Genomic DNA, 26,483 nt, shown 5'->3' on the forward strand with positions numbered 1-26,483 from the left:
GAGGAACGGCGTGGCACTGGACCGACCGCTCGAGGTGCTCACCGTGTGCGGGGTGGGCATGGGCTCGAGCCTGATGCTGAAGATGACCGCCGAGGAGGCGCTGCGCGGCCTCGGCGTGGACGCGACCGTGGAGTGCACCGACGTGTCCACCGCCCGCGGCCGGCGACCGGACGTGGTGATCGGGCAGGAGATGCACACCAGCGAGCTGACCGACCTGGCACCGGTGGTCGTCGCGGTCAGCGACTTCCTCGACAGCGCGGCGCTGCGGACGACGCTGAGCGCCGAGCTCGCGGCGCGCGGCTGGTTGCCGTGAGCGCCCCGCTCACCGGGGCCCGCGACGGGGTGGTCGCCGCCGAATGGCGGGCCGCGGTGCGCGCGGCGGCCCACGTGCTGGTCGACCTCGGCGCGGCCGGGCCCGAGTACCCCGCGGCGTGCGAGTCGGTGGTGGCCGAGCACGGGCCGTACATCGTGCTGGCGCCCGGGCTGGCGCTGGTGCACGCGCGGCCGGAGCACGGCGGCCGCGGGGTGGGTGTCGCGGCGACCAGGCTGGCGGATGGTGTCGCGTTCGGGCACCCGGACAACGACCCGGTGGACCTGCTGCTGGCGTTCTGCACCCCCGACCCGGACGCGCACGTCGCCGCGCTGTCCACCCTGGCGAGGGCACTGACCGGCGGGCTCGCCGACCGGCTGCGCGCGGCCGGGGACGAGAACGCGATGACCGCGATGCTGAAGGAGGCACTGGGTGAGTGAGGTTCCGGCCCGGATCCGCGGGCTGCTCGACGAGGTCGACGAGCGGTCGGGAGCGGCCGTGCGCGAGGCCGCGCGGCTGCTGCTCGACGCGATCGAGAGCGGGGGCATCGTCCACACCGCCGGCGCCGGGCACTCGCTGGCCATGGTGTGCGAGACGTTCTACCGGGCCGGCGGGCTGGCGCCGGTGCGGCCGCTGTGGGAGCCGCCGATCCTGCCGCTGACCGGCGCCGTGCCCAGCACGCGGCACGAGCGTGAGCCCGGCAGGGGGCTGGCCGTGCTGCGCGCCGCCGCGCCGGCACCACCGGACGTCGTGGTGGTGTTCTCCACCAGCGGGCGCAACCCGTACCCGGTGGAGATCGCCAGGGAGGCGGCGGCGCTCGGCGTGCCGGTGGTCGCGGTGACGTCGCTGCCGGCGTCGGCGGTGGCCACCGACCGCGCGGGCGGCAGCATCGCCGACTCCGCCACCGTGGTCCTGGACACCCGGGTTCCGCCGGGCGACGCGGTGTACCCCGCGGCCGAGCCCCGCACCTCGGCGGTGTCCACGATCCTCGGCGCGTACCTGTGGTCGCTGCTGCTGGCCGAGCTGCACGACCTGGCCGCCGAGCGCGGCGTGACGCTGCCGGTGTGGACCAGCTCCAACGTCCCCGGCGGCGACGAGCGCAACGCGGCCCTGCTGGCCCGCTACGCCCCCCGCATCCCCGAGCTCGGCGCCCCCTGAGCCGTGTCCGCGCCCCGTGCGCGCGTGTCCGCGCCCTGTGCGCGCGTGTTGGCGTCGTGCGACGCCGACACGGGTACACGGAGCGCGGACACGGCAAAGGGGTCGGCTACTCGCGCTTGCCCTTCACCATCACGACGGCCAGCGCGATCATCCACACCCAGGCCACCGTGGTGAACGGCACGATGACGGAGAACGTCATCAGCACCGCGCCGGCCAGCCAGCCGGCGCCGGCGACCGCGCCGATCCAGCCGAGCCAGCGGGGCAGGTCCGTGCTGAGCGCGATGCTCACGCCGTAGAGCAGGATGGACAGTCCCAGCAGGCCCTGCGCCGGGAACGCGACGCTGGCCAGCACGTCCAGGACGGCCTGTGTCTCGGTGAGCATGGCCTCCCGCGCGGCGCCCGACGCCTCGACCCACCGGTCGGCCATCGCCGTGGTGCCGAAGGCGTGGATGCCGAAGTACACGGTGTAGACGCCGGCGGTCGCGGTCAGCGTGGCCTGCGCGTAGCGGGCCACGCGGTGCGCCGCGGTGCCGGCGGTCGCGCCGGTGAGCGCGGTGAACGCGCCGAGCCACAGGAACACCGCGAGGATGTTCACCATGTGCTCGGCCCGCCACAACGGACGGTCGGCCACGTAGTCGAGGATCTCGTCCGGCTCGGTGATCGGCGGATCACCGTGCAGGAAGCTCATCGCCGCGTACAGCACGGTGCCGGCGACGAGGGCGACGGCGCCCCAGAGCAGCTTCGGCCGTGTGGTCGGCGCCGCCGTGGTGGTCCTCGTGGCGGTGCTCGTCATGGGATGCTCCCTTTCCCAGGATCGGCGGCGGGAGGCGGTGGTGAGGACACGATCGTGGGGACCCAACCTGACATCCCCGGCTCCCGGGCCCTCCCGCCGAGGCATCGAGATATCTTTGTCAGTAGAAGTGTCGCACGCATCGAATTACTCGTCCAGCCGAGATAACCGGGAGGCACCATGTCCGGTCGGGACGACGCCCGCGAGCAGCTGGGCGAGACCCTCCGCCGCGTCTTCGCGGAGGTGGTCGTGCACAACCACCAGATCGCCCAACGGCTCGGCCTGGAGGCGTCGGACAGCCAGGCCCTCACCCACCTGGGGTTCCACGGGCCGCTGACCGCCGGCCGGCTGGCGAGGCTGATGAACATGGGCAGCGGCACCATGACCGGCGTGCTGGACCGCCTCGAGAACCAGGGCTTCGTCGAGCGCCAGCGTGACCCTGGCGACCGCCGCAAGGTGATCGTCACCCTGCGGCAGGAGGAGGTCGCCCGCCGCGCGGCCCCGCTGTACCGGCAGCACCAGGAGCAGCTCGAGTCGGTGGTCGAGAAGTTCGACGACGCCGAACTCGCCGTCGTCCAGCGCTTCCTCCAGGCGCTGCTGGAGGCGAGCGGCACCGAGCAGCCGGATCAGGGGTGAGTCAGGAGCCGACCGACTCCACCGGCACGCCCCGCCAGTGCGTGCCCCCGCCGAGCCGCTCACCCTTCAGCACCAGCGACAGCGGGTCGACCCGAGCGCCCGCGCCCACCACGGCGTCGTAGAGCACGACGCCGCGGCAACCCACGCTCGCGCCCGGCTCGACGCGGACCGTCGACATCTTCATCACCCTGTCCTCGAACAGGTGGGTCTGCAACGAGGTCGCCGGGCCGACCGCGGCGTCATCACCGACCCGGACCAGGTCGAACTCGGTGAGATACGTCGAAGCCAGCCACACCCGGCGGCCCATTCGCGCGCCGAACAACCGCAGTAACGCCGGCAGCATCGGCGTGCCGGCGAGCGCGCCCAGCAGCGCGGGCACCGCCGCGTCCTCGTACAGCCCGGTGACCAGCTCGCTGCGCCGGACGAACGTGCTCCACAGCGGCTCGGCGCGCGGCGCGTACCGGCCGACCAGCAGCCACTTCAGCAGGACGACCACCAGCACCACGGCCAGCCCGGCCGCGGCCAGCACCAGCGGAGTGGCCAGCACGGTCACGGCCACGCCGGCGTGCCGGGCCAGCCCGACCAACGCCAGGAACGCGCCGAGCGCCGCGGCGGCCAGCACCGTCGCCGGCAGCACCACCCGGAACAGCTCGATCGCGAGTCGTCCGGCCACCCGCGCCCGGGACGGCCGGAAGGTCAGCTCGGCGCCGAACCGTGGGCTCTCCTGGCGGCGGGGCAGCCGGATCGGCGGCGAGCCCAGCCACGACGTGCCCTCGGCCACCGCACCATGTGGGGCGAGGCTGTGCGCCCCCACCAGCGTCTCGGCGCCGAGCCGGGTGCCGGCCGGCACCAGCGCCGCGTTGCCGACGAACGACCGCCTCGCCAGCTCGGTGCGGCCCAGCGTCATCCGGCCGTGCCGGAACGCGGCGGGGCCGACGGCGGCCTGGTCGGCGAGGAAGCACTCGGGACCGGCTCGGAGCAGGTCCGGATCGAGGTGCGCCACCGTGGACACCTCCGAGCGCGGCCCGATCCGCGCGCCCAGCAGCCGCAGCCAGGGCACGGTGTACAGGGTCGCGTAGAGGGTGCCGGTGGTGCGCAGGCTCGTCTCCAGCAGCTTGTCACTCACGTACTTGCGCAGCCCGAGCGCCGAGCGCAGTGGGAACGTGCCGGTGGGCGTGCGGCGCAGCACCGCGCGCCGGCCGAGGGCGACGAGCAGGCACGTGGCGAGCACGAACAGCGGCCCGGCGGCGAGGGTGGCCCACAGCACGGCGACGGCACCGGCGCGCAGCGCCCGGCACAGCAGCACCAGCGCCGGCACGGTGGCGGCGACCGGCACCAGCTCCACGGCCAGCCAGCCGAGGGCGAACCCGGCGAGCAGCCAGCCGGACCAGCGCCCGGCCGGCCCCGCGGGCCCCTCGGCCCGGCCCCGGTCGGCGGCGGGGGTGCCCGCCCAGCGCCGCCCGGCGGGGAGCCGCTGCCCCGGCGCGACCAGCGAGTGGTCGGCGAGCTCGGCGCCGTCACCCACCTCCCCGCCGGCGACGACGGCGTTGGTGCCGACGACGGAGCCGGCGCCCACGGTCACCGGGCGCAGGACCGCCCAGCCACGCTCGACGTGCAGCGGCTCCAGCCGGGCCCCGTACCCGACCGACGCCCCGGCGCCGAGCGTGGTGAACGGCGGGAGCGGCACGCCGGCGGTGGCCACGTGCCCGCCCTGGCCGACCCGCGCCCCGAGCGCCCGCAGGTACGGCGGCAGCAGCGGCGAGCCGCTCAACGTCGCCAGCGGGGCCAGCGCGACGAGTTGCCGGGCCAGCCAGATCCGCAGGTAGGCCGGTCCCCACAGCGGGTACCGGCCGGGCCGCAGCCGCGCGGTCAGCAGGCGGACGCCGGCCACCGGCAGCACCAGCCGGCCGACCAGCAGGCCGCCGAGCGCGACCAGCTCACCGCGCCACAGCAGGTCGGCGGGCGGCACGGCGCCGGCGCCGGCGACCAGCGCGGCCAGCGGGGCCGACAGCGCCAGCAGCACCGCCGCGTACGCCGTGGCCTGCGCGCCACCCGCGGCCACCACCCCGCGGGCGCGGTGCCGCAGCGGCGGCGGCCCGGTGTCCCCGGCGCTCGCCTCCCCGATCTGCCGGGCCAGCTCCCGGACCGTCCGGTGCCGGTACAGCGCCGCCACGGACAGGCCCGGCGCCACGTCGCGCAGCCGACTCACCACACGGGTGGCCAGCAGCGAGTGGCCGCCGAGGTCGGTGAAGAAGTCCGCGGTCGCCGACACCTCGGGGACGTCCAGCACTCGCGCCCACACCGCGGCGACGGCCCGCTCCCGCGCGGTCGCGGGCGGGGCCCCGTCTCCCCTGGCTCCCCCGACCAGCCGGCCGGCTCGCGGCGCCGGCAGCGCGGCCCGGTCGACCTTCCCGCTGGGCAGCATCGGCAGGTCGGCGACCACCTCGAGGTACGCCGGCACCATGTACGGCGGCAGCCGCCGGCGCAGCTCGCCGTGCAGCTGATCGCGCAGCCGCGCCCGGTCGACCGGGCCGGCCACGGTGACGTACCCGGCCAGTTCGCCGGCCGGCAGCAGGCGGACCGCCGCCCCGGTGACCGCGGGATCGGCGAGCAGCACGCTCTCGATCTCCTGCAGGTCGACCCGGTGCCCGCGGACCTTCACCTCGCTGTCGACCCGGCCGAGGTAGGCGATCTCGCCGTTCGGCAGGAGCCGGCCGAGGTCGCCGGTGCGGTAGATCCGGGTGCCGGCGCGCTCGACGAACCGCTCGGCGGTGCGTTCCGGCAGGTTCCGGTACCCGCGGGCGACGCCACGTCCGGCGACGCAGATCTCCCCGACCGCGCCGGGCGGCACCGGAGCGAGGGCATCGTCCCGGACGTCGACCAGGTACCCGGGCAGCGGCACCCCGATGGTCACCGGCCGGTCGGGGCGCAGCTCCGACCAGGTCGCGGTCACCGTCGCCTCGGTGGGGCCGTAGGTGTTGAGCATCCGCCGTCCGGGCCGGCTCCACCGGCGCACCAACTCGGCCGAGCACGCCTCGCCGCCGACGACGAGGGTGCGCAGCTCGGGCAGGTCGTGCTCGATCGTGGCGAGCACGGTCGGCACGCAGTAGAGCACGGTGATCCGCTGCTCGGCGAGGAAGCCGGTGAGCCCGGCGCCGATCCTGCGGTCGTCGTCGGCGCCGGCGACCAGCGTGGCGCCCACCGCCCAGGTCGGCCAGATCTCCTCGAGGGAGAAGTCGAACGCCCAGGTCATACCCTGGTACACCCGGTCGTCGGGGCGGATCCGGTAGATCCGCGGCACGACGTCGAGGAAGTGGCCGATGGCGGCCCTGGTGACCTCCACGCCCTTGGGCCGACCGGTGGAGCCGGACGTGTAGATCACGTAGGCCAGCTCGTCCGGGTCGGGCGGGAGGTCCGGCGGGGTGGCCGGGAGGCCGGCGGCGGCCGCCTCCGCCTCGGCCACCGGCAACACCGGGCCCGGGATCCCGCCGGCCGGTCCTCCGGTCAGCAGCAGCCGGATGCCGGCGTCCTCGACGACGAACGCCACCCGGTCGGCCGGCGCGGCGGGGTCGATCGGCACGAACGCCGCGCCGGCCCTGACCACCGCGAGCAGCGCCACGTAGCCGCCCACCGAGCGGGGCAGGCGCAGGCCCACCCGGTCGCCCGGCCGCACGCCCCGCGCCCGCAGGTGGTGGGCCAGCCGGTTGGCCCGCGCGTCCAGCTCGGTGTAGGTCAGCCGGGTGCCGGCGCAGTCGAGGGCGACGGCGTCCGGCCGGGCGGCCAGGCCGCGGTCGAACACCGCGGCGAGGCCGGCCGTGGCCGGCGCGCTCCTCGCCGGCTGGACGGCGGTCATGACGCCGGAGCCGGCGCGACCGCCACCGACCTCGCCGGCGCGGCGGCGTAGCGGCGGGCCAGCGCCGCGCACGCCATCAGCTGGATCTGGTGGAACAGCATCAGCGGCAGCACGATCAGGCCGACGCTCTGGTCGGCGAACAGCACCGCCGCCATCGGCACGCCGCTGGCCAGGCTCTTCTTCGAGCCGCAGAAGACGATCGCGATCCGGTCCTCGCGGGGGAAGCCGAGCCAGCGGGAGCCGTAGCCGGTGGCCAGCAGCACCACGCCGAGCAGCACGACGTTGACCGCGACCAGGCCCAGCAGCCGCGGCACCGGGAGCTGCTGCCAGATGCCGGCCTGCACGCCCTGGCTGAACGCGGAGTACACCACGAGCAGAATGGCGCCCTTGTCGGCGAGGCCGAGCACGCGGCGGTGCCGGGCGATCCAGTCACCGATCCAGCGGCGCAGCAGCTGGCCGGCGACGAACGGCAGCAGCAGCTGCACGGCGATGTCCAGGATGGGCTCGGCGGAGAGGCCCCCGCTGGTGGCCAGCAGCAGTCCGACGATCAGCGGGGTGAGCACGATGCCGAGCAGGTTGGACAGTGACGCGCCGCAGATGGCCGCGGCGACGTTGCCCCTGGCGATCGAGGTGAACGCGATCGAGGACTGCACGGTGGACGGCAGCGCGCAGAGGAAGACCAGTCCGATGTAGAGCTCCGGGGTCAGCACGGCGGGCACCAGCGCGTGTGCGGCGAGCCCGAGCAGCGGGAACAGCACGAACGTGCTGACCAGGACCACGATGTGCAGCCGCCAGTGCCGGATGCCCTCCAGCACGGCCTGCGGCGACAGCCGGGCCCCGTAGAGGAAGAACAGCAGCGCGACGGCCGTCTCGGCGGTGCCGTCGACGGCACCGGCCGCGGCGCCGCGGGCCGGCAGGAGCGAGGCGATGGCGACGGTGAGCAGGATCGCGACGATGTACGGGTCGACGATCCGGGTCAGGCGCTTGAGCATGGGGATATCTCCTCCGCGGGACGGGGTCCCCGGCGCGCCGCCGGGGACCCCTTTCCGGCACGGTCAGGACCCGACCAGGGCCGGCTTCGGGTGGTGGCGGCTGATGTTGCGCTCGAGCAGCAGCAGCGACTCGGCCACGCCGACCTGGTCACCGCCGTGCGGCAGCCGGCCGTCGTTGTCCTTCAACTCGGTCAGCGCCCTGTCGATCGCCGCCTGCGCGGCGAACAGGCACGGCGTGCTGTAGATCGCGACGTTCACCCCGATGCTCTCCAGTTCGGACAGTGAGTAGCGGGGCGACTTGCCGCCGGCGATCTGGTTGAACAGCAACGGCTTGTCCCCGATCACCTTGCGCACCTTGGTGATCCAGTCGGTGTTGCGCACACCGTCGACGAGGATCACGTCGGCGTCGGTCTCGGCGAGCGCGCGGGCCCTGCGCAGGATCTCCGCCTCCTCGGTGGCGTCGGTCCTGGCCACCACGACCAGGTCGCGGCGGGTCCGCAGGACCAGCTCCAGCTTCTCCAGGTACTCCTCCAGCGGGAGGACCTGCTTGCCGTCGACGTGCCCGCACCGGCGCGGCCGCTTCTGGTCCTCGAGGATGACCCCGGAGGCGCCGATCGCCTCGAGGTGCTCGATGACGTGGCAGGCGACCTCGGGGTCGACGTAGCCGTCGTCGATGTCGACGAGCAGGTGGTGCCGGGGGAAGGCCAGCCGCAGCCGCTGGACGAAGTTCACGATGTCCGGCCAGGCGATGAATCCGATGTCGGGAAGGCCGTAGTACGACGCGGCGAAGCCGAAACCGGACACGAAGAACCCGTTGTAGTGCTGCGCCGCCACGGAGGCGGAGAACATGTCGTAAACACCGATGAGTGGGGTGATCTCGTGATCGGTGATGTCGTTGTGCAGGGATTGACCTGGACGCATTGTGTCTCCTCGATCGACTCGCGTTCGTCGGGCAGGGTTGATCGGTTCGCCGCGCGTCCGCGGCCCAGCGCTGGTGTTCGGCGGCCTCGTCGACGTCACGCCGGATGGGGGAGGTCACGGCCAATAGCCGAACGACTTTCATCTTGACCGGAGGGGGTGACGTGGTCAATGGACATAAAGGACTTCCCAGCTCGTGAAATAGTCCAATGTTGAAGCTCGACCAGCTCGTGATCTTTTTGTTTACCTTGGCCCCGCGACGTGTTCTCGTTGCCAGGAAAGGAAACAACGCACTGGCCGGACCGGTGCGGAGCCCGCGGCCGAGGGTGTCGGGTACCCCCGAGAGTACCCGGCGGTTCACCCAAACTTTCTTTTGTGGTGAAATCCTCACCGGCAACCGCGTCGCGAAAATCGCTGAGTCCCGCCAACGGAATCCGCCCGTTGGCACTGACCGCGGTACAGGGCGAGGTCGGGTCGGCCTTGGACGTGCTCGCGGTGCCGGTGAGCAGCCGCTCTCGGTCGATCACCTCGTCGGCGGCCCCGCCCTCGGCCCCCCCCCGCCCCGACTGAGTGAGCGCGCGCAGGGTCGGTCACGGACCAACCATCACCGGGCCGCTCAGCGCGACCATCCGCCCGGACGGCTTCCGGCGCACCTCCACCCGGAGGAACAGGCAGCCCCGCGCCGGTGCCCCGTCGGTCCATTGTGGCCACTCCGGTGGCGTCGGGGCGCCGGTGATCCGGACCGTCCCGGTGACCCGTTCGTCGCCGCCCACCGGCAGCTCCGCGCCGATCGTGCCCGACTCCCACCAGCTCCGCCGGGCGCCCCTGGACCAGCCGTGGAAGCCGGCGTCACCCCGCGCCCCCAGCCCGCCTGGTCGAACAGGCACAGGTCGAGCACCTGGGACAGGGCGGGCGTGGCCAGCTCCTCGAACCAGGCGGCCACCGAGCTCCGACGCGCGCCCGGTCCGACCGGGAAGGGCAGGTACTCCCACCGGTCCATGCCGAACGGTGAACGGCCGGAGAAGGCGGGTGTCCGCGTGTCGCCGCCGGTCGTGGTCCGGGCCTCGGCGACGGCCGGCACCATGTCGGCGAGCCCGGTCAGCGCCAGCGCGGAGCCGGGGCGCAGGACCTGGCGGCGGGACGGGTCGCGCTGCGCCACGATGCGCTCCTCTCCGGGTGGCTGGTCGGTCGGGATGACGGCGCCGCTGTTCCGGCACGGCGCGTCGCCGCCAGGTCGCGCGCCTCCACGGAGGACCCAGCCGTGGCGTCTCGGGCAGCTCAAACCGGATTGCGCGACGAGCACAAGGGGCGTGGGGCGGGCCCGCCGTTCCTCGGCCAACCGTGCGCCACCGAGCGCCGGGCGAGCTCACGGGCCCCGACCCTCCCCGCCGGGCCGCCCCGTGGGACGGGGTCACCGCCGCGTCCGGTACCCTGCTCGGCGGAGGATTGGCCGAGCGGCCTAAGGCGCACGATTGGAAATCGTGTTGGGTGTAACAGCCCTCACGGGTTCGAATCCCGTATCCTCCGCTCTCCTACCAGGCAGAACGCCGGGCGCGGTGACGATCAGCGCCCGGCGTTCCGTCATCTCGGGCGCCGCGGCGTCCGGTCCACGGCACGCGATCGCGCGTCCTTCGGCAACGACCCACCCGATGATCTTGGTCACCGAGCCACCCCTACGATGGCGTCCGTGTTGGGTGTCACGGCCCGTACGGGTCCCAACCCGTCATCCACCATTCCTCCTCGAGTGCCGCCCGCCCGCGCGACCCGCGGGTCGACGCGTCGCTCGCCGGTCACCGGAACGCTCCCCGGCCGCCCGCGGCGGGCATTCGGCCCACCTCGGATGAGCCGCTCGCCGCGCGGGTGCCGCCCGCACACCGCAGGGTCGTGCACCCGACCTGCGTCTGTCCGGAGTCGTCCGGTCACGCTAAGTTTGTTACGTACCGTCGCACCTCCCAAGGAGCACACCCCATGCCCGGAGTGGAAGAGATCCGCGCGGGGATCGCCCTCGCGAACGAGAAGGCTTCCGCCAGCATCGCCGCCCTGCAGCAGGCCGCACAGGCCCTCGAAGAGGCCCAGCAGACGCTGGCCGCGGCCACGTCGGGCAGCACCCAGCAGGAGGTGACCCAGGCCCACGGCCTGCTGGCCGAGGCCTTGCAGGGCATCAACGGCACGCAGAGCACCATCCAGGCGTGCATCTCGTCGGCCGACTCCTACTCGGCACGGCTGTAGCCCGTGTCGCTGGAACAGCTGCACCAGCTACTCGCCACGGTGCGCGGCGGCCTCGACGACGCCCGCGCGCACGCCAGCCGTGCGCGCGGGCTGCTCGAGGAGTCCCGCCGTGCCATCGTGGAGGTGCAGGCACAGGCCCAACCGTGGCTGCCCCCGCAGCTCGCGCAGGCGTTCGACCAGCTCGACGTCAACACCGGCAAGCTGGCCGGCGCCGACGACCTGCTGAACCGCTACGAGGCACGCCTGTAGGCGCGCGGTGAGAGGTGGCGCATGCGCCGGAAGGCCAATGAGCAGCGCGCGCGGGTGGTCGCGGCCCTCGACCAGCTGCGCCACCAGATCGGGCTCGCGCTCGGCGCGGCCCGCAACGCCCGCCTCGCCGCCGAGCTCGAACTCGCCAAGCTCGAGCTCGAGCAGCTCGTCGTGCGGGCCGGGATCGACCGCGCCGGCGAGGACCCGCGGGTCGCCGAGCGCGCGGCCGACCCGGCGATGGCCGGCGTGCTGTCCTGGCTCGACACCGTCCGCCGACAGTTCTACGCCGAGTGGGCCGACGGGCCGAACCGGCTGCGCGAGCTGGTCGCGGCCGGCGCCCCTGGCCCGGCCGGCCGCCCGCCGAGCGAGTGGCTCGGCCGGGTCGGCACCTCCCGCGGCGTCACCGCGCCGGAGCTGTGGCGCATCGGCGAGGCCAGCGTCGACGGCGCCAGCGCGGGCCGCACCCCCGGCGTCGAGCTGACCTTCGACGTCGCGGTGCCGCTGCTCGACGAGTCCCACCTGTCGATCACCTCGGCACCGAGGACCCGGCCCGCCATCGACGCGCTGGTGGAGAGCCTGCTGCTGCGGGTGCTCAGCACCTTCGAGCCGGGTGCGGTGAAGGTGCACCTGTGGGACATCGGCCAGCTCACCACGGTGCTGCCCAACTTCTACGCGCTCAGCCGCACCAGCGCGCTCACCGTGCACGACCCGACCCGCCTCGTCGACCTGCTCGATGAGCTCGCCGGGCACATCCGGCGGATCCACGCGCACATCCTGCAGGCCGGCTACCCCTCGCTGCGGGCCATGCGCAGGGCCACCGGCAAGCGGGTCGAGCCGTGGCGGATCGCCGTGCTCTACGGCAACGGCGAGTCGCTGCTGCCCGAGCAGCTGCGCGAGCTCAAGCGCATCGCCAGCGGCGCGCTGGCCGCCGGGATCTCGCTGATCCTGGTCGACGTGCCCACCACGCTCGGCGGCGCGGTGGAGACGATCAGCCTGGTCGACGAGCGGCGGGCGGTCAGCAGCATGACCGGCACCGACATCGTGGTCCGGCTGGACCCGCCGCTGCCGCCGGGCCAGGTCGGCACCGCCGCCGCCCGCATCGCCGAGGCGCTGGTCGCCAAGCAGGGCGGTCCCCGCTCTTTCGACGACCTGCTGCCCACCGAGCTCGGCCGGGAGCACTCCGCCCGCGAGCTGCGCGCCCCGGTCGGCTTCTCCGAGGGCGAGCCGGTGGAGTTGGTGATCGGCGACGCCACGCCGCACGCCCTGATCGGCGGGCCGAGCGGCTCGGGCAAGACGAACTTCCTCTACGCGCTGCTCGGCAGCCTCGCCGCCCGGTACTCGCCGGACGAGCTCGCGCTGTACGTGCTGGACTTCAAGGAGGGCGTGTCCTTCGCCGGCCTCGCGCCGGGCCGGAAGGACGAGAGCTGGCTCCCGCACGCCCGACTGGTCGGGGTGAACGTCAACACCGACCGCGAGTTCGGGCTGGCGCTGCTGCGGTTCCTCGCCGACGAGCTGCGGCGGCGCTCGGCGGCGGCCAAGGAGCACGAGGTGACGCACCTGGCCGAGCTGCGGGAACAGGACCCCGAGGGGCACTGGCCGCGGATCGTCGCGGTGATCGACGAGTTCCAGTACCTGTTCGCCGGCAGGGACGCGGTGACGGCGCTGGCGACGTCGCTGCTGGAGGACATCGCCCGGCGCGGCCGCTCCCAGGGCATCCACCTGATCCTGGCCAGCCAGGACGTCGCCGGAATCGAGGCGTTCTGGGGCAAGCCCGCGGTGTTCGAGCAGTGCACGCTGCGGATCGCGATGCCGAAGGCGCGCCGGGTGCTGGCCGACACCAACCAGGCCGCGGTCGCCGCGCCGCGCTGGCACGCGGTGATCAACCACGAGTCGGGGATCGCGCACGGCAACCAGCTCGCGCACATCCCGGACGCCAGCGCCAAGGGCGTGTTCGCCGGGTTGCAGCGGCGGCTGTGGGAGCGCTACGCCTCGTCGCACGGTCAGCCGCGGCTGTTCGACGGCGCGCACGCGCCGGTGCTCACCGAGTCGCCGGCGTTCCGCGAGCTGACGCCGGTGGCCCGGCCGAAGGCGCTGCTCGGCCAGTCCATCGACGTGGCCGACATCGCCCGCGGGGTGGAGCTGTCCGGCGCGCCGGGGCGGCACGTCGCGGTGATCGGCACCGCGCCGAGGGAGGCGCTGTCCATCCTGGACTCCGCGGCGCGGTCGCTGGCCCGGCAGTTCCCGCCGGGTCGGGTCGACTTCGTGCTGAGCTGCCTGGTGGACACCTGCGTGCCGGCGGTCACGGAGCTGGCCGACTGGCTGGCCGCCGAGGGGCACAAGGCCGAGGTGGTGTCCGGTGCCGACCTGCCGGACCGGGTCGGCGTCCTCGCCGAGGAGCTGCCCACCGCGGGCAGGCGAAGGATGCTGATGCTGTGGGGGGTGGACGCCGTGCTGCCCGCGCTGGAGCGGAAGGCGCCCGGCCAGCAGAGCGGCCTCGACCACCTGCGCACGTTGCTCAAGCAGGGGCCGACGAACGGGCTGCACGTGCTGGGCTGGTGGCGGGGCGTCGCGCGGTTGAAGGACACGCTGGGGTTCGCCGGCACCGACGACATCGGCGCGTGGGCCGCGCTCGACGTGCAGGGCAACGACCTGAGCCCGTTCTGCGCCGGGCAGGTGGTGCACTGGTCGCCGCGGCCGGGGCGGGCGTTGTTCTTCGACCGCAGCACGCACAGCTCGCCCGAGGTGATCATTCCCTACCACCGACCGGAGCCCGACGATGACTGACCAGCACGGTGAGGTCACGGCCGCGATGCGGTACAAGGAGACCATCGGCCTGGCCAGGAAGGCGGCCGACGACCTGCGGTCGTGGGAGCTGGCCAGGGCCGAGGAGCTGGCCGTCGCGATCGCCGCGGCCAGGGCGGAGGTGGCCAGGGCGGCGGAGCGCGAGGAAGCCATGGCCGAGCGGGCGCACCGCTGGTGGCGGATGGCGGCGGACAACGTGGACCGGGTGTCCTGGCTGACCGCGGGTGAGCCACCCGAGCCGGTGCCCTCCGCGCGGGGCGAGTGGGTGGACCGCTACGCCGAGGACGTGCGCCCCGCCTACCACGAGCTGAACCAGGCGATCCTGCACCTCGGCTGGCGGGCCCGTTAAGTCGTGCTACCTCGAGGTAGTAACGGTGGTAGCATCGTGAGTATGAAGCTGAGTGTGAGCCTACCCGAGGACGACGTGGAGTTCGTCGACGAGTTCGCCCGGCGGCACGCCAGCGCCTCCCGGTCGGCGGTGATCCACCAGGCGATCACCCTGCTGCGCAACGCGACGCTGGAGAATGCCTACGCCGCCGCGTGGGACGAGTGGGCCGACGACGCCGACGACACCGCCGGGGCCTGGGAGGGCACCGCGGCCGACGGGTTGGCCGATGCCGGCAGGTGATCGCCAGCTCTGCCGGGGCGACGTGTACTGGGTCGACCTCGAGCCCGTGCGGGGCGCGGAGTCGAACAAGACCCGCCCGGCGGTCCTGGTCAGCAACGACGCGGCCAACGGGGCCGCCCAACGCCGGGGCCACGGCGTGGTCACCGTGGTGCCGGTGACCACCAACACCGCGCGGGTCTACCCGTTCCAGGTGCTGCTACCGGCCGCCGCCACCGGCCTGCCCGCCGACTCGAAGGCGCAGGCCGAACAGGTCCGCTCGGTGGCGGTCGACCGGCTGCGCCAGCGAGCCGGCGGGGTTTCCCCGGACCTGCTGGCCCAACTCGACCGCGCCCTCCGCCTCCACCTGGCCCTCTGACCCCGCCACCCCCGCCAACTCCACACGGGCGAGCCGGCGCGGGTGCACGGTCGCCGTGAGGAACGCGGCCGGTGCGCGGCACCATCCCGGCGCGCTGGCCCTGGCGCCTCACTCGGCGTGGCCGCGGCCGGTGGGACCGACGCCAGGTGGGTCGACCGGAGGCACGACCCCCGCCTGGTTTCGGCTCCTTGGTCGAGGCGCGCCGTGTGCGTCGGAGTCGTCCTTCGCCATCCCGCGTCGGTTCTCCGACCGTGTCCCCCGCGTTGGCCGGCCTTGCCCTGGGTCATGCCGGCCTCGGCCTCGCCTCAGCATTGGTCAACCTCGAACAGAGGTTCGACACGAACAGGTGAACCTTGATTTCTGTCCACAAAGGACAAACAAGGGTTACCGTTCCCGAGCCAGAAAGCTCAGCGCCACGAGCCGAAGAGGCGCTCCAGCAGGTCGAGTAGGTCGTACGCCGCGTCCAGTGCCGGGTTGCCGGACGCCGGGCGGAAGCGCACCACCTGGGGGTCGTGGTCGCTGGCCTGCTCGGCGAACTCCGCGTTGAGGTGTACCACGTCGTAGTCGACACCCCGCGGTGCGCGGGAGATCAGCACGTGGTCCAGCACCTGCGAGCGTCCCTCGAAGACGTAGCTGTACCGCTCCGTCTCGGGCAACGTGTCGATCAGCGCGGTCAGCGCGCCGCCCTCGGTGAGGGTGCGCACGGTCGGCGAGAAGGCGTAGTCGTTGATGTCCCCGGCCACCACCACGTTCGCGCCGCGGTCGGCGGCCAGCAGCTCGTCGACGAACGCCCGCAGCACCCGCGCCTGCGCGATCCGCTGCGTCTCCGACCCCCGCGTGGGCGGCTGGAACCGGCCGTGCAGCGGCTGGTCACCGCCCTTCGACGCGAAGTGGTTGGCCACCACGAACACCGTCCGCCCGCGGAAGACGAACTCCCCGGCCAGCGGCTTGCGGCTGTCCTCCCACGCCGGGTCGGTCGGGTCCACCCGGCCGGGCGAGATCGACAGCCGCGCCTTGCCGCGCGAGCGCTCCACCCGCACCGGGGTGGTCGCGTCGCCACCGGGTCGGTCCACGAAGGACACCCGCTTCGGGTCGAACAGGAACGCCACCCGGATGTTCCCGCCGGGCTGCCCGCCGTCGGCGAGGTCCACCGGGTCGATCTGCCGCCACTCGTACCGCGGCCCGCCGGCCGCCACGATCGCGTCGACGAACCGCGCCAACGTCCGCTCGGTCGACACCACCCCGTCGCCGTGCCCTTCCGGCCCGTTGTCGTCCTGGATCTCCTCCAGGGTCACGATGTCCGGCGCGGCGAGGTGGTGCACGATCCCGCGGGCCAGCTCGTCGAACTTGGCCTGCTCGTTCACCGCCGACAGGTTCTCCACGTTGTACGTGGCCACCGCCAACTCGCCGCCGCGCTGCCGACGGGTGACCTCGCGGGTCAGCCCGTTGTCCCGCACCTCGCCGAGCACGCTGGCGAACAGCGTGTAGCCGCCGAACCGGTCGTACTCCACCGGGCCGGACGTCGCCCCGGCCAGCGTGTCACCGGTGTTGGCCTTCGGGAACGGCCGCTGCCCGAACGGGATCAGCGACTCCACCTTGAGCACGCCGGTGTTCGGCCGGTCGTAACCGGTGTAGACGGTGCCACCGCGGGCCGAGGCCCACTCGTCGGGCTTGGTGGTCACGTACAGCTCGTGGTACTCCGTGGTCGGCCCGACGACCCGGGCGTCGCGCACGCCGACCAGCTCGCTCTCGTGCGCCTCCCAGAAGTCGAGCGCGTACCGGTCCGGCTCCAGCGGCAGCGGCTCGATGTTCCCGTCCGGTTGCGGCGCGTACTCGCCGGGCACGGCGTCCGGCGTCAGGCCGAGCGGCTCCGGCACCGGGCGGCCCCGGCCCGTCACCGTCCACTCCGGACTCGCCAGCTGGGTCAGCGACTGGTACGCGGAGTGGGCCGGGTTGTCCGGGTAGTACTCGCCGACCGTGCCGCTCACGCTGACCGCGTCGCCGGGAGTGAGCGGTGGCGTGGTGGAGCCGGTGAAGACGAAGAGGCCCTCGCTGGTGCGCGGGTCGGCGTCGGGCTCCGGGTCCTGCAGCCAGAACCCGCGTGCCGAGCCGAACGAGCGCACCGCGGTGACCACGCCGGTCACCCCGGCCACCCGCTGCCCGTTCAGCGGTGAGACCCGGGTGGTGCCCTGGATGTCGTGGACCCGCGCGGCGACCGGCTCCGGGCCCTCGCCAGGGGCCTCCCCAGCGGCGTTGGTGGGGGTGGGCGCGCCGGCGGTGAAGTCGGCGACGTTGGAGTCGGTGTCGGTGAGCTGCCCGCGGGCCACCGAGGTGGTGTTGCTGGCCGCCGGCGCCGGGGTGCCCTCCCTCACCACGGCGTTGCCGTAGCCGACCAGGTCGACGACGCGCTCGTCCGCGGCGCAGTCGGCCGCCGTGCGGCAGGTGAGCGGCGCGGTGTCGCGGACGAGGGCCACCGTGCCGGCGGTCGCGCCCATGGCGATGCCGCCGGTGGCGTCCGCGGCGGGCAGGTCGACGGTGCCGCCGGCGCCACGCCCCTGCGCCACCAGATAGCGGGAGCCTGGCCACACGCTGCCGGTGAGCGGCGTGGCCTGCCAGCGGCTGCTCGCGCTCGGGCTGGCCGGCAGGTACTGCACGCTCCAGCCGGCGAGGTCCACCGGCTCGGCCCCGGCGGTGGCCAGCTCGACGAAGTCGGTGGTGAGCGTGGCGCCGGAGTTGCCACCACCCCCGTAGACCTCGGCGATCAGGGCGTCGTCGCTGGGGGCGGCACCGGCCGGGGGTGCGACGGTCAGGGCCAGCGCCAGTGCCAGTGCCAGTGCCATGGTGGTGGCGGCGGCGCCGCGGTAGGGCAGGTTCACCCGGTGTCCTCTCGGTACGGGAACATCCCGGGCATCCTTACCCAGACGAGTGAACGAGGGAAGACACTCCGTACAACGGTCCGCTACCAGCCCTGCCGACCAACGCCATGAAGGCCACCTTCATGGCTTCACCTGGGCGGTCGGATGTGCGGAGTCAACCGAGCATGGCCTCGCAGCTGCGGATCACCGTGATGGCCACCCGGCGCCCGCCGGCGTCGAGCAGGGGGCTCTGTGCCCACGCCCGCCACCGCCGCACCGCGTCGAGCACCGTCGCCGGGTCGCCGGCGCCGCCGAGCCGGTCGGTCCCGGCGGTGCCCTCGTCGCCGAGCAGCCGCAGCGCCTCGGCCCGGGGCTCGTCCGGCAACCCAGCCCGGCCCGCCCGCAGCCGGGCCAGCTCCCGCAGCTCACGGAACTCGTGCGCGCCGGCCACCACCCGCTCCAGCTCCGCTGCCAGGGACACCGCGGCCGGGCTCGGCTCGTTGCGCAGCACGATCTCCAGCGCGATGAGCGCCGAACGGGCCTTGAGCACCGGCCGGGGCGCGACGAACCACCGGTCGATCCCGGCCACCAGCTCCGCCAACCCGCTGCGCCGGACCAGCTCGGCGGCGAGCGCCTCGGCACCGCCCGTGCCCTGACGCACCAACGTCACCGCCAGCCGCACCCCGAAGAGACCGAACCGGCCGATCAGCCCGGCTCGCACCTCCGCGGGCAACCCACCGGGTACCGCGGGCCCGGCGAACCGGTCGGCCGACAGCAGGTGCGGGTCCAGCTCCGCCCTGGGCACGCGGGCCAGCACGGCGAACGCGCCGACCTCGTCCTCCCGCAGCGTGCGCCCGGCGTCGGCGAGCAGCCCGGCCACCGGCAGCACGTCCTGGCACAGCCCACCCAGCTCGGTCGCCCTCCGGTGTCGCCGGGCGACCTGCCGCGCCGAGATCAGCGCGTCCACCCGGCCGCCGCCGAGCTCGTCGGCGCGGGAGAGCACGGCCAGCGCGTTCACCGGGGCCGCTCGCGCGATCGCGTGGTCCTGCATCGCGCGCAGCAGCCGCGGGTCGACCTGCGCCGGCCGGGGCACCAGGTACAGCACGGCGTCGGCGTCCATGCAGGTCCGCTCGACCGTGTCCGGTTCGGCCGCGTCCAACGGCGGCGTGTCGACCATGACGGCCCGGTCCGTCCCGATCGCCCGCACCAACGTCGTCTTGCCCGCCGCCCGCGGCCCGGCCACCGCCAGCCGCACCGGCTCGTCCAGCCGCGCGCGATGCCGGCGCAGCCACACGGTGGCGCGCGCGCTGTCCCGGTACAGCTCGAGCGCCCGGTCGAGCAGGCCCCGAACCTGGACGTCCAGGGTCATGCGGTCAGCTCGCGCGGCGCCGCGCCGCCACCACCGCGCAGCGCGTGCGCCCTCCGACGCAGCAGGGCCAGCTCGTCGATGCCGCGCTTGAGCTCCTGGGCGCGGGCGCCCCGCTGCACGGCGTCGGCGTCGATGATCTCCTTGATGGCCTTGGCCGACTCGGTGATCTCGGCCCGCCGCTCCTCGGCGATCTCGCTGAACCGGTCCCGCAGCGCTCGGTGGATCAGCCGGGCGGTGTCCTTGCTGTGCTTGCCGTAGCCGAGGTAGAAGTCGTCGACGTAGCGGTGCGCCGCGGTCCGCGCGGCGGCCTGCCGGCGCTTGAGCCGGTTGCCGCGCTCCTCGAACACGCTCTTCGCGCCGAACGCGGCGCCGGCGCCCAACGAGATCGGGTTGATCAGCGACATCCCGGCGAGCGTGGTGGCCAGGCCGAACATCAGCAGCCCGCTGTAGGAGCCGCGCATGCCGACGAACAGCTTCTGCCCGATGCCGAACCGCTCGATGCTCGGCATCCGCAATTCGCCGAGCTGCCCCGGTGGGGCGTCCCTGGCCACCGCGGCGGGCAGCACGTCCGGCTCGCGTGGTGCGACGTGCCGGCCGATCTTGCGGGCGATCCAGTCGAAGCGGTCGAGCAGCCATCGTGAGTTGGTCTCGGCGACGGCGGTGAGGTTGTCCCGCAGCCACCGCTCGAACTCCGGCCACACCTTGGCGGGGTCGGCCACCTCGAAGTACTCGTCGACCTCGCGCAGGATCTGCCGGGTCCGGTCCCGCAGGTCGTACTCCACGTCCGACTGCAGGTCGGCGACCTCGTCGGCGAGCAACGTCTGCCACCGGGCCGACGCGCGCTGGAGTCGTTCCAGCGCACGCCCCGCCTCCCGCCACCGCTCGGTGAGCTCGCCGGTGTCCGCCTGCCGGGTCGCGGTGTACGCCTCGCGCAGCGGCGCCAGCAACTGGTCGACGGCCAGCCCGCTGGCGACGCCGGCCGACTGGCCGGCCAGGACGTCGACCCGGCCGAGCAGGTCGCGGTGCAGGCAGCGGACCAGCTCGCCGAACCCGGACTCCTCGTTGAGCGCGCGGTCACCGGCGCGGGCGGCGGCCAGCCGGAGCGCGGCCGACACCGGGAGCACGGTGGCCGGCAGGCCGCCGTTGGCCAGCCGGGTCCGGTTGCGTTCGGCCACCCGGCGCCAGTCCGGCGTCAGGTCGATCTTGGTCAGCACCACCAGCACCATGGGGCACAGCCGGACGACCTTGCCGAGCAGGTCGAGCTCGGTGGGGGACAGCTCGCCGGTGGCGTCGGAGACCACGAGCGCGGCGTCGGCCTGGGGCAGAGCGGTGGGCACGGACAGCGCGGCCGGGTCGGTGACCGGCGGGGTGTCGATCAGCGCGAGCCCGCCGGCCAGCAGCTCCCGGGGCAGCCCGATCTCGATCCGGGCGAGCGTGTCGGGCGAGCGGTTGGCCCTGGCGGTGGCGGCCTCGACGGCGACGGGGGTGCGGGCGGGGACGGGCCTCTCGAGCGCGCGGGGACCGGCGGTGAGACCGTCGTCGGCGACCAGGGTGGCGCTGGGAGTCTCGGCGTGCTGGACGACCGCGGGGACAGTGGTGGTGTGGTCGTCGCCCACGGCGCAGACCGGCGCGTTGACCAGGGCGTTGACGAGCTGGCTCTTGCCCTGTCCGGCCGCGCCGACCACGAGCACCCGCACCTTCCGGTCCAGCAGCTGGGTGCGGCGACCGTGCAGCCACTCCACCAGGTCCTGGCGCCGATGTGCGACACAGGCCCGGATGGTGTCGTCCAGTACCTCCAGCCAAGGCGCGGTCATCACCCCGCGAGTGTGCCGCGTCCCCGACGGTCGGCAAAAGGCGGGGCCCGCCTTGCTCGGCGGGCCCCGCCTTCGTCAGCTGGGTCCGGCGCTCAGTGCCCCAGGTCCAGGTCGTCGGCCGACTGCGGGACGGACAGGTCCTTCCCGAGGTTCTCCAGGCCGCCGAGCGGGCTCTGCGACACCGCGTCGCCGAGCGGGCTGCTCGAGATGCCGTTCTCCAGGTCCGCGCGCAAATCGGTCGGCTCCGGCAGCGGGTTGACCACCGGCAGCTCCGGAAGGGCCGGCAGCTCAGCGGGCAGCTGGTCCGCCGACAGAACGCCGGACACCTGCTCCGGCAGGTCCTTCGGCAGGTCCACCGGCAGCCCGAGCCCGGTCTCCGGCATCCCGACGTCCTTCAGCTGGATCGGCTGCCCCAGGCCGGAGGACAGGTCACCGTGCCCCGCGGTCTCCGGAAGCCCTTCCGGCACGCCGGGGGTGGGCAGGTCCGCCGGCAGGGCGCCGGAGAAGGCCTGGCCGTCGGACGCCATGTACGTGGCGAGCGCGCCGCCGGCGCCCTCGCCACCCCGGTCCAGCGCGTCGAGGTCGAGCAGGTCGGCGTGGTCGACGAGCCCGGCCGAGGGCGCGGCACCTTCGAACGTCGCCCCACCCGAGGCGCCGTCGTGGTCACCGGACACGGAACCCTCACCGGAAGCGTGGTCGCCCCGGTAGGAGCCCTCACCGGAGAAGCTGTCCTGGTCGCCGGAGCCGGCGAAGGCGAACTGGCCGAGGCCGGAGCCGGAACCGTCGTCGATGGTCACGCCGTTCGTGCCCGCCGAGACGGCCATGGACTGGTCGATCCGCTGGAACTCGACGGCACCGCCGACGGTCCCACCGCTCGTGTCGACGTCGGCGGCACCGGCGACCGAGCCGACGTCGGACAGCACCCCGCCCGCACCGGCGACACCGTCGCCGCCCCCGTCCACGGAGCCGGTCAGCATCCCGTGGCGCGGGAGGTCGGCGGCCAGCGCGCCGCTCGCGCCGTCCGCCCCCGCGGTGACGGAGCCCGCGGTGTCGAGCCGCTCGCTGTCGTAGCCACCGGCCATCGAGAAGCCGTCCGCGCCGCCGTCCCCGGTGACGGCGAACTGGAACTGCTCGAGGCCGACCCTGTCCGCACCGGCCTGCGCGATGGCGTGGAGCTGGTGGATGGCGGCCTCGGTGTCGCCGAGCGAGGGGGCGGCCGGCAGGTCGGCCAGGTCGGCGCGCGGGGCGTCGGCGGCGGGCACGCTCGGGACGTCGGCCGCGGGCACGCTCGGGACGTCGGTGGCGGGCAACTGCACGTGGTCGAGGACGAGCGGCACCACTTCCTGCACGTCCTGCGCGGTGACGTCGCTCAGGCCGGCGGCGTCGAGCGCGGCGACCGGGTCATCGGCGAACGCGGAGCGGGCGGCCGGCTCGGTCAGCAGGGCGAGGACGAACTCGTGCAGCGTCTGCGGCTCGTGCTCGCACTCACCCGCGTGGTGTGACATCGACAACGGAGCATCTCCTTGGTCGGGAAGTCGTGAAAGTGACCACGCCCGGCGGGGGGCACCGCCGGGCGATGGCAGTGAGGTTATGGACTCCCGCGAGGCCGCCACATCGGGGATCGGCCCGAGTCCCCACCAGCCCGCCGGCTAGGGGACGGCCCTCCGCTCGTTAGGGGGTTAGGGGGTGCCGAGGGCACCTACTCGGGGACTGCCATTCGGGGTAGCCCTTTGGTACGAAAGGGAGCGCCCCCGCGGGGGTCGAGTTCGGTCGAGCAACCGAGGGGACCGCTGCATGCGCTACGTCCTGGGCGTCGACGTCGGCGCCACCCGCACGGCGGCGGCGGTCTCCCGGCACGCCGAGGGCTCCTGGGACGAGCCGCAACCGGCCTCGCTCGACGGCGGGCGCTGGGTCGAGTCGGTGCTGCACGTCTCCCCGGAGGGCGTGCTGGCCGGGGGGAGCGCCCGCCGGCTCGGGCTCGCCGAGCCGGAGCGCGTCGCCACCGGTTTCCTCCGCCGGATCGGCGACGACGTGCCGTTCGTGTTGGGCGACGCCCGGTACCGGGCGGAGGTGCTCACCGCGGCCCTGGCCGGCTGGGTGGCCGACCGGGTGGCCGAGGCCGAGGACGGCGAGGCGGTCCAGGTCGCGGTGACCCACCCGCCGGGGTGGGGCGCGCACCGCCGGGCGCTGCTGCACGACGCGTTGCACGAGGCCGGGCTGCCCGGCGCGCTGCTGCTGCCGAGCCCGGTCGCCGCCGCGCAGGGGCACGAGCCGGATGTCGGCGCGGCGATCGCCGTGTGCCGGTTGGGCGGCGAGCACGTCGAGGCCACCGTGCTGCGCCGCACACCGTCCGGGTTCGAGCTGGTCGCGCACACCGAGGCGGCCGAGCCCGCCGCCGGCGCGCACTTCGACGACCTGCTGCTGCGGCACGTGCTGGGGCGGCTGGACGAGCCCGCGGTGGCCGAGGACGTCGCGGCGCTGGCCCGGCTTCGGGCGGAGTGCACGGCGGCGAAGGAGCGGCTGTCGTCGGTGACCGACGTGACCATCCCGGCTCCGTTCGCGGCGGCCGGCGGAGTGCACGTGAGCCGGGCGGAGTTCGAGCGGTTGATCCGCCCGGCGGTGGCGGGTACGGTCGCGCTGCTGCGCGGGGTGGCCGACGCGGTGCCCGCCGAGCGGCTCGCGGTGGCGGTGCTCGCCGGCGGCAGCGCGCGGGTGCCGTTGGTCACCGACCTGGTGCAGGAGGCGTTGCCGTGCCGGGTCGCGGTGGACGCCGACCCGGGAACGGCGTTGTGCCGGGGCGCGGCGCTGGCGGCTCAGCCGCACCCGGTCGACCCGCCCCACCCGCCGGAGCCGCGGGGCAGCTCGACCGCGCTGGTGGCGTCGAGTCCGGACCTGCCGGCCCTGCCCGACGACGACCTCGGGCCACCGCCGCGACGCCCACCGGTGGAGATCACCCCGCTGGAGCCGCCGCGGACCCGGCTCGGCCGCCCGCGCAGGGCCACGACCACGAAGGACGGCGAGTGAAGCAGCCCACCGCGACCCCGACCGACCTCGTCCTCGACGAGCCGACCCGGCGGCTGGCCGCGGCCGTCGCCACCGGGCGGCTCGCGCCGGCCCGGCTGGCGGTCGTCGCGCCGGGCGGGTACGGCAAGTCGGCGTTCCTGGCGCACCTGGAGCGGGAGTGCGTCCGGGTCGGCACGCCGGTGGCCCGGTTCCGGCAGGGTGCCGAGCCGGCGGCGGTGGTGCTGGTGGACGACGCGCACGACCTGGGCGAGCGGGAGCTGGCCGGGCTCGCCGAGCTGGCCGCCGACGAGCGGACCGGGCTGGTGATCGCGGCCAGGACGTGGCCGCGGTCCGCGGCGTTGAACGCGATGCTCGGCGGACTGCGCGGGCAGGTGGTGCTGCGCCCGCTGGACGCCGGGCAGATCGCCGAGTTGGTGCCGGCGCGGCTGGCCGAGTTCGTGCACGCGCAGACCGGTGGCGTGCCGGGGCTCGTCCGGATCCTGGCCGGAGCGTTGACCGGGCGGACCGAGCGCGAGGTGCCGGCCGCGGCGCTGGCCGAGCTGCGGCACGAGCTGGACCGCGCGGACACCGACACGCTGCGGGTGCTGCTGGCCGCCGACGTGGGCGCGGGGCGGGACGTCGACCTGCTGGCCGGGCTGCTGGAGACACCGCCGGAACGAGCGGTCGAGGCGGCGCGGGCGACCGGGCTGCTGACCCAGGACGGGACGCTGCTGCCGATCGGGAGCCGGGCGCTGCGGGCGCTGGTGCCGGCCAGTCGGCGGCACGCCGTGTGCCGTCGGCTGGCGGAGCTGCGGCTGCGGCGGGGCGGCCGGGTGCTGCCGCTGGTCCGCCCGCTGCTCGACGTCGGGTTGGGCGGACCGGAGGTGGCGGCGACGTTCCGGGCCGGGGCCGAGGAGGCCGCCGCTGGTGACCCGGCGCTGGCGGCGCGGCTGCTCGACGCGGCGGTGGCCGCCGGCCTGCCGGCGGCGGAGGTCGGAGCGTGGCGGGCGGAGCTGGCCGCGCGAGCCGGCGACCTGGACACCGCGTTGCGCCTGGCCGACGAGGTGATCGCCGCCCCGGAGGCACCCGAGCGGTCGGCGGGCGCACGGGTGGCCGGGGTCGCGCTGGCACACCGCGGGCAGCTGGCTCGCAGCGCGGAGCTGTTCCGTTGGGCGGGCAGCGCGCCGGCGTTCGCCGCGATCGGGTTGCTCGGCACCGGGCGGCCGGCCGAGGCCGGTGCGGTGCTCGACGCGGCGCCCGGCGACGCGCCGCCGACGCTGCTGTCCGGTGCGATGTCGGCGGCGGCGCGGGGCCTGCTCGACTCGGTGACCGGGTCACCCACCCTCGCACTATCCACTTTGGCCAGCTCCGCGGAGATGCTGGAGCCGGTGGGGCGGGGTGTGCTGCTGCCGGACAGCCCGGCCGCGCTGGGCGCGGTGGTCGCGATCCACGACGGTCAGCTGGCGATCGCGGAGTCGCTGGTGGAGCGGGCGCTCGCGGCCGGGGTGGGTGGCGCATTGCTGGCGGCCCGGCACCGGTTGCTGCTGGCGTGGGCGGCGATGGTGCGCGGCGACCTCGAGACGGCCACCGCTCGGCTGCGGGCGGCGGGGCAGCCGACGGCGCCGCGGGACTGGCTGTTCGCGGTGGGGCTGCGGGTCGGCCTGGCGCGGCGGGCGAGCGACGTCGGGGGGTTGCGACGGATCTGGGGGCAGGCGTGCGAGGCGGTGATCCGGCACCCGGTGGACCTGTTCACGCTGTTGCCGTTCGGGGAGCTCGCGGTGGCGGCCGCGCGGCTCGGCGACCACGACCGGTTGGTGCCGCACCTGCGCCGGGTGCGCGAGCTGCTCACCGCACTGGACGAACCTCCACTGTGGACGACACCGGTGTGGTGGAGCGCGCTGCACTCGGCGATCGTGGCGGAGCGACCGGAGGAGGCGGCGGAGGCTGCCGAGGCGCTGGGGGTCGGTGGGGGCTCCTACCGGGCGACGCTGGCGGCGGCGGCGCGGTGCTGGGTGCGGGTGATGGGCGGGAAGGTCGAGCGCGACGAGGTGGAGGCGGCCGCGCGCGGCCTGCACGACGCGGGGCTGTGCTGGGACGGGGCGCGGTTGGCCGGGCAGGCGGCGATCCGGACCCGCGACCGGGCGGCGATGGTGGCACTGCTGGACACGGCGCGGGGGTTGCAGGGGGAGGGCGCGGCACCGCGGGTGGAGCCGGCCGCGCCGGGTGGGGGGCGGTTGAGCGAGCGGGAGCTGCAGGTGGCGGAGCTGGTGGTGGCCGGGATGACCTACAAGCAGGTCGGCGACCGCCTGTTCATCTCGGCGAAGACCGTGGAGCACCACATGGCCCGCATGCGTCAGCGGCTGGGCGCCCGCAACCGCGCGGAGTTGCTGGCCCAGCTCCGCGCCCTGCTCGGCAAGTGAGCGAATCCTTCGACAGCAGCAGCCCGGCGAACGTCCGCCGACCAGCGCCAGCGAGGAGGAGACCGCGGGCGAGCCTGCGAGCACGCCATGCAACACAGCAGC

21 protein-coding genes and 1 tRNA gene are annotated in these 26,483 nt (G+C 74.7%); 13 read left to right on the forward strand and 9 right to left on the reverse strand.

What is annotated here, in order from left to right:
- Positions 1 to 10: 10 nt before the first annotated feature.
- Genes BM051_RS09905 through BM051_RS09915 form a run of 3 tightly spaced genes read left to right on the forward strand, consistent with a single transcriptional unit; the run spans position 11 to position 1,468 of the window.
- Positions 11 to 313, forward strand: a complete 303-nt coding sequence (locus tag BM051_RS09905) for a PTS sugar transporter subunit IIB (protein ID WP_208325913.1) — start codon at positions 11 to 13, stop codon at positions 311 to 313.
- Positions 310 to 750 carry a PTS sugar transporter subunit IIA gene (locus BM051_RS09910; RefSeq protein ID WP_166677676.1) on the forward strand — a complete coding sequence of 147 codons (441 nt, stop codon included), beginning with the start codon at positions 310 to 312 and terminating at the stop codon, positions 748 to 750. The genes BM051_RS09905 and BM051_RS09910 overlap by 4 nt, the downstream gene beginning before the upstream one ends.
- Entirely contained in the window at positions 743 to 1,468 is a 726-nt protein-coding gene (locus BM051_RS09915) for an SIS domain-containing protein (protein WP_092529798.1), read from the forward strand. The genes BM051_RS09910 and BM051_RS09915 overlap by 8 nt, the downstream gene beginning before the upstream one ends.
- A gap of 106 nt (positions 1,469 to 1,574) precedes the next feature.
- Here BM051_RS09915 and BM051_RS09920 read toward each other — a convergent pair whose 3' ends face one another.
- The gene (locus BM051_RS09920; protein ID WP_092529799.1) at positions 1,575 to 2,261 is read right to left on the reverse strand and encodes a hypothetical protein; all 687 of its coding nucleotides are present in this window, start codon (positions 2,259 to 2,261) and stop codon (positions 1,575 to 1,577) included.
- Between the two features lie 177 nt (positions 2,262 to 2,438).
- On the opposite strand from BM051_RS09920, the gene BM051_RS09925 reads away from it, so the two are divergent.
- Complete coding sequence (locus BM051_RS09925; protein ID WP_092529800.1) at positions 2,439 to 2,894, forward strand: MarR family winged helix-turn-helix transcriptional regulator; 456 nt, start codon at positions 2,439 to 2,441, stop codon at positions 2,892 to 2,894.
- A 1-nt stretch (position 2,895) separates the two neighbouring features.
- On the opposite strand, the gene BM051_RS09930 is transcribed toward BM051_RS09925, so the two are convergent.
- From BM051_RS09930 to BM051_RS09945, 4 genes are all read right to left on the reverse strand, one after another.
- Complete coding sequence (locus tag BM051_RS09930) at positions 2,896 to 6,819, reverse strand: Pls/PosA family non-ribosomal peptide synthetase (RefSeq protein ID WP_208325912.1); 3,924 nt, start codon at positions 6,817 to 6,819, stop codon at positions 2,896 to 2,898.
- Positions 6,744 to 7,739: a bile acid:sodium symporter family protein gene (locus BM051_RS09935; protein ID WP_092529801.1), complete on the reverse strand. Its 996-nt coding sequence runs from the start codon at positions 7,737 to 7,739 to the stop codon at positions 6,744 to 6,746. Before BM051_RS09935 ends, BM051_RS09930 begins: the two co-directional genes overlap by 76 nt.
- Before the next feature lie 63 nt (positions 7,740 to 7,802).
- Positions 7,803 to 8,660 carry an isocitrate lyase/PEP mutase family protein gene (locus BM051_RS09940; protein ID WP_092529802.1) on the reverse strand — a complete coding sequence of 286 codons (858 nt, stop codon included), beginning with the start codon at positions 8,658 to 8,660 and terminating at the stop codon, positions 7,803 to 7,805.
- Positions 8,661 to 9,247: 587 nt separating this feature from the next.
- The gene (locus tag BM051_RS09945; protein WP_092529803.1) at positions 9,248 to 9,544 is read right to left on the reverse strand and encodes a hypothetical protein; all 297 of its coding nucleotides are present in this window, start codon (positions 9,542 to 9,544) and stop codon (positions 9,248 to 9,250) included.
- Positions 9,545 to 10,097: 553 nt separating this feature from the next.
- On the opposite strand from BM051_RS09945, the gene BM051_RS09950 reads away from it, so the two are divergent.
- From BM051_RS09950 to BM051_RS09980, 7 genes are all read left to right on the forward strand, one after another.
- Positions 10,098 to 10,184: transfer RNA gene (locus tag BM051_RS09950), tRNA-Ser, on the forward strand.
- Positions 10,185 to 10,625: 441 nt separating this feature from the next.
- Entirely contained in the window at positions 10,626 to 10,886 is a 261-nt protein-coding gene (locus tag BM051_RS09955; protein ID WP_092529804.1) for a hypothetical protein, read from the forward strand.
- A gap of 3 nt (positions 10,887 to 10,889) precedes the next feature.
- Positions 10,890 to 11,135 (forward strand): hypothetical protein, encoded by a 246-nt coding sequence (locus BM051_RS09960; RefSeq protein WP_092529805.1) that lies wholly within the window; start codon positions 10,890 to 10,892, stop codon positions 11,133 to 11,135.
- Between the two features lie 21 nt (positions 11,136 to 11,156).
- A complete protein-coding gene (locus tag BM051_RS09965) occupies positions 11,157 to 13,919 on the forward strand; it encodes an FtsK/SpoIIIE domain-containing protein (RefSeq protein ID WP_092529806.1) in 2,763 nt (920 codons plus the stop codon).
- Positions 13,912 to 14,286, forward strand: coding sequence for a hypothetical protein (locus BM051_RS09970; RefSeq protein WP_092529807.1), 375 nt, complete (start codon positions 13,912 to 13,914; stop codon positions 14,284 to 14,286). The genes BM051_RS09965 and BM051_RS09970 overlap by 8 nt, the downstream gene beginning before the upstream one ends.
- 42 nt (positions 14,287 to 14,328) lie before the next feature.
- Complete coding sequence (locus BM051_RS09975) at positions 14,329 to 14,565, forward strand: ribbon-helix-helix domain-containing protein (RefSeq protein WP_092529808.1); 237 nt, start codon at positions 14,329 to 14,331, stop codon at positions 14,563 to 14,565.
- Positions 14,552 to 14,920, forward strand: coding sequence for a type II toxin-antitoxin system PemK/MazF family toxin (locus BM051_RS09980; RefSeq protein WP_092529809.1), 369 nt, complete (start codon positions 14,552 to 14,554; stop codon positions 14,918 to 14,920). Before BM051_RS09975 ends, BM051_RS09980 begins: the two co-directional genes overlap by 14 nt.
- 407 nt (positions 14,921 to 15,327) lie before the next feature.
- Here BM051_RS09980 and BM051_RS09985 read toward each other — a convergent pair whose 3' ends face one another.
- The 4 genes from BM051_RS09985 to BM051_RS10000 all read right to left on the reverse strand — a co-directional run bounded on the left by BM051_RS09985 (position 15,328) and on the right by BM051_RS10000 (position 22,463).
- The gene (locus BM051_RS09985; protein ID WP_092530344.1) at positions 15,328 to 17,760 is read right to left on the reverse strand and encodes an endonuclease/exonuclease/phosphatase family protein; all 2,433 of its coding nucleotides are present in this window, start codon (positions 17,758 to 17,760) and stop codon (positions 15,328 to 15,330) included.
- 190 nt (positions 17,761 to 17,950) lie between these two features.
- The gene (locus BM051_RS09990) at positions 17,951 to 19,144 is read right to left on the reverse strand and encodes a P-loop NTPase family protein (RefSeq protein ID WP_092529810.1); all 1,194 of its coding nucleotides are present in this window, start codon (positions 19,142 to 19,144) and stop codon (positions 17,951 to 17,953) included.
- Positions 19,141 to 20,958: a dynamin family protein gene (locus tag BM051_RS09995; protein WP_243859473.1), complete on the reverse strand. Its 1,818-nt coding sequence runs from the start codon at positions 20,956 to 20,958 to the stop codon at positions 19,141 to 19,143. The genes BM051_RS09990 and BM051_RS09995 overlap by 4 nt, the downstream gene beginning before the upstream one ends.
- 92 nt (positions 20,959 to 21,050) lie before the next feature.
- A complete protein-coding gene (locus tag BM051_RS10000; RefSeq protein ID WP_134046110.1) occupies positions 21,051 to 22,463 on the reverse strand; it encodes an IniB N-terminal domain-containing protein in 1,413 nt (470 codons plus the stop codon).
- A 289-nt stretch (positions 22,464 to 22,752) separates the two neighbouring features.
- Here BM051_RS10000 and BM051_RS10010 point away from each other — a divergent pair, with 289 nt between their 5' ends.
- Positions 22,753 to 23,982 (forward strand): Hsp70 family protein, encoded by a 1,230-nt coding sequence (locus tag BM051_RS10010; protein WP_092529814.1) that lies wholly within the window; start codon positions 22,753 to 22,755, stop codon positions 23,980 to 23,982.
- Positions 23,979 to 26,381 carry a helix-turn-helix domain-containing protein gene (locus BM051_RS10015; protein ID WP_092529815.1) on the forward strand — a complete coding sequence of 801 codons (2,403 nt, stop codon included), beginning with the start codon at positions 23,979 to 23,981 and terminating at the stop codon, positions 26,379 to 26,381. Before BM051_RS10010 ends, BM051_RS10015 begins: the two co-directional genes overlap by 4 nt.
- The last annotated feature ends 102 nt before the right edge of the window (positions 26,382 to 26,483 follow it).

This window comes from Amycolatopsis arida (assembly GCF_900115565.1).
GTDB lineage: Bacteria > Actinomycetota > Actinomycetes > Mycobacteriales > Pseudonocardiaceae > Yuhushiella > Yuhushiella arida.

What these genes read in the sequence shown, in the direction of transcription:
- BM051_RS09975 (WP_092529808.1), top strand. Translation starts at nt 14,329, where the DNA reads ATGAAGCTGAGTGTGAGCCTACCCGAGGACGACGTGGAGTTCGTCGAC.
- BM051_RS10000 (WP_134046110.1), bottom strand. Translation starts at nt 22,463, where the DNA reads ATGTCACACCACGCGGGTGAGTGCGAGCACGAGCCGCAGACGCTGCAC.
- BM051_RS09965 (WP_092529806.1), top strand. Translation starts at nt 11,157, where the DNA reads ATGCGCCGGAAGGCCAATGAGCAGCGCGCGCGGGTGGTCGCGGCCCTC.
- BM051_RS09955 (WP_092529804.1), top strand. Translation starts at nt 10,626, where the DNA reads ATGCCCGGAGTGGAAGAGATCCGCGCGGGGATCGCCCTCGCGAACGAG.
- BM051_RS09980 (WP_092529809.1), top strand. Translation starts at nt 14,552, where the DNA reads ATGCCGGCAGGTGATCGCCAGCTCTGCCGGGGCGACGTGTACTGGGTC.
- BM051_RS10010 (WP_092529814.1), top strand. Translation starts at nt 22,753, where the DNA reads ATGCGCTACGTCCTGGGCGTCGACGTCGGCGCCACCCGCACGGCGGCG.
- BM051_RS09990 (WP_092529810.1), bottom strand. Translation starts at nt 19,144, where the DNA reads ATGACCCTGGACGTCCAGGTTCGGGGCCTGCTCGACCGGGCGCTCGAG.
- BM051_RS09935 (WP_092529801.1), bottom strand. Translation starts at nt 7,739, where the DNA reads ATGCTCAAGCGCCTGACCCGGATCGTCGACCCGTACATCGTCGCGATC.
- BM051_RS09970 (WP_092529807.1), top strand. Translation starts at nt 13,912, where the DNA reads ATGACTGACCAGCACGGTGAGGTCACGGCCGCGATGCGGTACAAGGAG.
- BM051_RS09920 (WP_092529799.1), bottom strand. Translation starts at nt 2,261, where the DNA reads ATGACGAGCACCGCCACGAGGACCACCACGGCGGCGCCGACCACACGG.
- BM051_RS09925 (WP_092529800.1), top strand. Translation starts at nt 2,439, where the DNA reads ATGTCCGGTCGGGACGACGCCCGCGAGCAGCTGGGCGAGACCCTCCGC.
- BM051_RS09985 (WP_092530344.1), bottom strand. Translation starts at nt 17,760, where the DNA reads ATGGCACTGGCACTGGCACTGGCGCTGGCCCTGACCGTCGCACCCCCG.
- BM051_RS09995 (WP_243859473.1), bottom strand. Translation starts at nt 20,958, where the DNA reads ATGACCGCGCCTTGGCTGGAGGTACTGGACGACACCATCCGGGCCTGT.
- BM051_RS09940 (WP_092529802.1), bottom strand. Translation starts at nt 8,660, where the DNA reads ATGCGTCCAGGTCAATCCCTGCACAACGACATCACCGATCACGAGATC.